The following is a 4918-nucleotide window of genomic DNA, read 5'->3' on the forward strand; positions in this document are numbered from 1 at the left end:
AACTGTCCATCGACGTGCGCGGAACCCGCATCCCCGCGACCGTCACCGCCCTCCCCTTCTATCGGAGAAACGCATGACCGACCTCACCGCCCTCAGCTACACCTCCGAGCACGAGTGGATCGCCCTGGAGGGCGACATCGCGACCGTGGGGATCACCGATTTCGCCGCCGACAAGCTCGGCGACGTCGTATTCGTCGAGCTTCCGGGCGCCGACTCCGCGGTCAGCGCGGGCGACGTCTGCGGTGAGATCGAGTCGACCAAGTCGGTCGGCGAGCTCTACGCGCCGCTGTCGGGCACCGTCGTCGAGGTGAACGACGCCGTCGTCGACGACCCCTCCCTGGTCAACGCCGAGCCGTTCGCCGGCGGGTGGCTCATCAAGATCCGCGTCGAGGGCGAGCTCCCCGCCGACCTGCTCGACCGCGCCGCCTACGAGGACCTCACCGCATGAGCACGCTTCTTCCTTCCCGCACGGATGCCGGCACTCCGGCCGCCTTCACCGACCGCCACATCGGGATCGGCGCCGACGCGCAGGCGCACATGCTCGAGGTTGTCGGGTACGACAGCGTCGAGGCGCTCGTCGAGACCGCCGTCCCGGCATCCATCCATGTCCAGCCTCGCGAGACCAGCGCCATCCCCACCGCGGCGACCGAGGCCGAGGCGCTCGCCGAGCTGCGCGAGCTCGCGACGGCGAACCGCTCGGCCCGCCCGATGATCGGCCTCGGCTACTACGACACGTTCACCCCCTCGGTGATCGCGCGCAACGTCCTCGAGAACCCCTCCTGGTACACGGCGTACACGCCGTACCAGCCCGAGATCTCCCAGGGCCGGCTCGAGGCGCTCATCAACTTCCAGACGATGGTGACCGACCTCACGGGTCTGGCCACGGCGAACGCCTCGATGCTGGACGAGTCCACCGCCGTGGTCGAGGGCATGCTCGTCGCCCGCCGCGCCTCGAAGGCGAAGACCGACGTCTTCCTCGTCGACGTCGACGCGCTGCCCCAGACCAAGGCGCTGCTGCACCACCGCGCGGCGGCGGTCGGCACCCGCATCGTCGAGACGTCGTTCGAGGGCGAGGTGCCCGAAGCGTTCGGCGCGTTCGTGCAGTACCCCGGCGCGACCGGTCGCGTGTGGGACTTCTCGGCCGTCGCCGAGGCCGTGCACGCGAACGGCGGTCTCGTCGTGGCCGCCGCCGACCTGCTCGCGCTCACGCTGCTGCGCTCGCCCGGTGCCCTCGGCGCCGACGTCGCGGTCGGCACCACCCAGCGCTTCGGCGTGCCGCTCGGCTTCGGCGGACCGCACGCCGGGTACATGGCCGTACGCGCGGGCCTCGAGCGTCAGCTGCCCGGGCGCCTGGTCGGAGTGTCCCAGGATGCCGCGGGTGCCCCCGCCTACCGCCTGTCGCTGCAGACGCGCGAGCAGCACATCCGCCGCGAGAAAGCGACGTCGAACATCTGCACCGCCCAGGTGCTGCTGGCCGTCATGGCCGCGATGTACGCGGTGTACCACGGGCCCGACGGACTGCGGGCGATCGCGACGCAGGTCGCGCGCAGGGCCGACTCCCTGGCATCCGCTCTGCGTTCCTCCGACCTCGACCTCGTCTCGGACGCGTTCTTCGACACCGTGCGCGTGCACGTGCCGGGCCGTGCGCAGGACGTGGTCGACCGCGCCCGCGCCCGCGGGTACCAGCTGCTGTGGATCGACGACGCGACCGTGGGCGTCTCGGTGGACGAGACGACGACGGATGCCGACCTCGCGGCCGTCCTGGACGCGTTCGGTCTCGCGGGCTTCGGCTCCGGCGCCTTCGGCGCGGCGGCGATCGACCTTCCCGAGGGCGAGGCCATGCGCGGCGTCGACGGCGCACTGCACCGCGACGACGACTACCTCACGCACCCCGTCTTCCACGCGCACCGCAGCGAGACGGCGATGATGCGGTACCTCAAGACGCTCGCCGACCGTGACTACGCGCTCGACCGCGGCATGATCCCGCTGGGCTCGTGCACGATGAAGCTCAACGCCGCGACCGAGATGGCGGCGGTGTCGTGGCCGGAGTTCTCGCGCGTGCACCCCTTCGCCCCCGAGGCCGACGTGCGCGGCTACCTCGAGATGATCGAGCAGCTCGAACGGTGGCTCGCGGAGGTCACGGGCTACGACGCCGTCTCGCTGCAGCCGAACGCCGGATCGCAGGGCGAGCTCGCGGGTCTGCTCGCGATTCGCGGCTACCACCTCGCGAACGGCGACACCGAGCGCACCGTCTGCCTCATCCCGTCGTCGGCCCACGGCACGAACGCCGCGTCGGCGATCCTCGCGGGCATGAAGGTCGTCGTCGTCGCGTGCGACGAGGCCGGCAACGTCGACCTGGGCGACCTGCGCGCGAAGATCGCGCAGCACGCGGCCGAGCTGTCGGCGCTGATGATCACGTACCCCTCGACGCACGGGGTGTACGAGCACGACGTGCTCGACATCACGCGGGCCGTGCACGACGCTGGTGGACAGGTGTACGTCGACGGCGCCAACCTCAACGCCCTGCTCGGTTTCGCGCGCTTCGGCGACCTCGGCGGAGACGTCTCGCACCTCAACCTGCACAAGACGTTCGCGATCCCGCATGGCGGCGGCGGTCCCGGCGTGGGCCCGGTCGCCGCGAAGGCGCACCTGGCACCGTTCCTTCCCTCGCACCCGTTCTCGCAGCGTGCCGAGCACGCGGGAGGCGTGTTCGACGGCGGACCGGTGTCGGCGGCCCCGCACGGCTCCGCGGGCATCCTGCCGATCTCGTGGGCGTACGTGCGCATGATGGGCGCCGAGGGTCTGCGTCAGGCCACCGCGGCGGCGGTGCTCTCGGCCAACTACATCGCCGCGCGCCTGCGCGAGCACTATCCGGTGCTGTACGCCGGCGAGGGCGGTCTCGTCGCGCACGAGTGCATCCTCGACCTGCGTCCGCTCAAGGAGCAGACCGGCGTCACCGTCGATGACGTGGCCAAGCGCCTCATCGACTACGGATTCCACGCGCCGACCATGTCGTTCCCGGTCGCCGGCACCCTGATGGTCGAGCCGACCGAGAGCGAGGACCTCGCCGAGCTCGATCGATTCGTGGATGCCATGATCGCGATCAAGCACGAGGCCCTCGCCGTCGCCGCGGGCGAATGGCCGGCGGACGACAATCCGCTCGTGAACGCCCCGCACACCGCCGAGACGGTGGTCGTGGGGGAGTGGGCGCACCCGTACTCGCGCGAGACCGCGGTCTACCCCGTGCGCTCGCTCATCCGCGGGAAGTACTGGCCGCCCGTCCGCCGCATCGACCAGGCCTACGGCGACCGCAACCTGGTCTGCTCGTGCCCTCCGCCGGAGGCGTTCGCCTGAGCCGCACCCCGGGGCCGCGCGGTGCGCGGCCCCGGTCCGTCCGTCGCGCCCGCGTCCTGCGCCCCGGTTGCCGCGAGACTGCGCGCTGCTGACTTCTCGGTTGCAGGATGTCGCCGAGTTGTCAGCCACGTGCAGTCTCGCGAGGTGCACGGAGGCTCGGCCGGGCTGACGGACTCGGGCGCGGTAGGTCGGGCCGCGAGGCGCCGACTTGCCGCGAGACTGCACGCTGCTGACTTCTCGGTGTCAGAATGTCGCCGAGTTGTCAGCTACGTGCAGTCTCGCCGTGCACACCAACGCGCGCCCGCGCGCACCCGCACCCGCGCACGCGTACGGCGCCCGCGTCGACCGGCCAGGCCGGTGGGCAGAACCTCCGCGCGACTACCGCGGGCGCGGGGGACGAAGAGCGGCGGCGAGGCTGTGGAGGTTCGCTGTGTCGGGGCTGGCGACGACCGGGAGCCCCGCGCCGCTGAGCATGCCGATGAGGGAGTTCGGATCGGTCAGGTCGTCCCACCCCCAGTGCAGCACGGCCCGCGCGCCGGCCGCGCGCAGTCGTCGATCGCGGTCCTCGCGTTTCTTCATCGCGACGCGCGGGTCCCCGAACCGGCCGTCGTACTTCAGCAGGCCGTCCGCCTCGCCCGCGATTCGCAGCTGCGGCCACCACAGGTCGACACGGTCTCCGCCCCCGGCCGGCGATCCGAACCAGACCTGCCGCTCCGGTTCGGCGAAGCCCGCCCATTCCGTGACAGCACGGCTCAGTGATTCGAGCGGCGATTCCGCGGCCGGGTCCACACGATGAAGAGCCCACCGCGCCCGCCGACGACCTCGAGCGGACGCGCGTTCCTCGTTCAGCGTCACGAGGGTCAGAGCGGTACAGCGTTCATCGACGCGTGCGGCCGCGTCGGCGACGGCCAGGGCGATCGCGGGATGCCGAGTCCTGGCCACGTCGATGCACGTGTCGGCGACGGAGGTCAGACGGATGCCGTCGACCTCCTCGATCACGCGGTCCGGGTGGGCGCTGGTGTGCACGCGCACCCCGCCCGCGCTCCGGGCCGTCGCGCTCGCCGACCCGAGAACGTGGATGTCGTACGCCGCGCCGAGCACGGGGAGGCCGTGCAGCGCCGCCGCGGATTCGAGGCAGAGCACGTCGTCGGGGGCGTTCAGCAGATGCGCCCGAACGCGCGCGAGGTACTGCTGCCACGGCGGGAGCGTCTGCCACGCGTCACGCGACGCATAGACACCCCGTGTCACCTGGATGATCTCGCCACGGCGCACGCTCCTCGTGGAGTGCGTCACCGCGGCGGCGGGCATCAGCGGGAGGGGCGTGTCGACCGTTCGTCGGAGCACCGTCATCGTTCGACTGTGCCGTCCGCGATCGCCCGGGTTCGACGGCATCCGTCGATCCGTGGACAGCTCCCGCCCGCGACCGTCGGTGGAGGAACCGCAACACCGGCGCCGAGACGGCATCCGGCTGACGACTCGGTTGCAGGATGTCGCCGAGTTGTCAGCCGCGTGCAGTCTCGCGGCCCACGACGACGCGCGCTGCACGCCGGCGGCGGCCCGCGCC

3 protein-coding genes are annotated in these 4918 nt (G+C 71.8%); 2 read left to right on the forward strand and 1 reads right to left on the reverse strand.

All coding sequences use genetic code 11. From position 1 onward, the window contains the following. Positions 1-73: 73 nt before the first annotated feature. Both gcvH and gcvP read left to right on the forward strand, forming a co-directional pair. The gene (gene gcvH, locus QZ433_RS04705; protein ID WP_295780270.1) at positions 74-448 is read left to right on the forward strand and encodes a glycine cleavage system protein GcvH; all 375 of its coding nucleotides are present in this window, start codon (positions 74-76) and stop codon (positions 446-448) included. Beyond that, complete coding sequence (gene gcvP, locus QZ433_RS04710) at positions 445-3354, forward strand: aminomethyl-transferring glycine dehydrogenase (RefSeq protein ID WP_295780271.1); 2910 nt, start codon at positions 445-447, stop codon at positions 3352-3354. The genes gcvH and gcvP overlap by 4 nt, the downstream gene beginning before the upstream one ends. 378 nt (positions 3355-3732) lie before the next feature. On the opposite strand, the gene QZ433_RS04715 is transcribed toward gcvP, so the two are convergent. Further along, on the reverse strand, positions 3733-4704 hold the full coding sequence (locus tag QZ433_RS04715; RefSeq protein WP_295780273.1) for a hypothetical protein: 972 nt from the start codon (positions 4702-4704) through the stop codon (positions 3733-3735). Between the last annotated feature and the right edge of the window lie 214 nt (positions 4705-4918).

The sequence above is a fragment of the uncultured Microbacterium sp. genome (genome assembly GCF_913776565.1).
GTDB lineage: Bacteria > Actinomycetota > Actinomycetes > Actinomycetales > Microbacteriaceae > Microbacterium.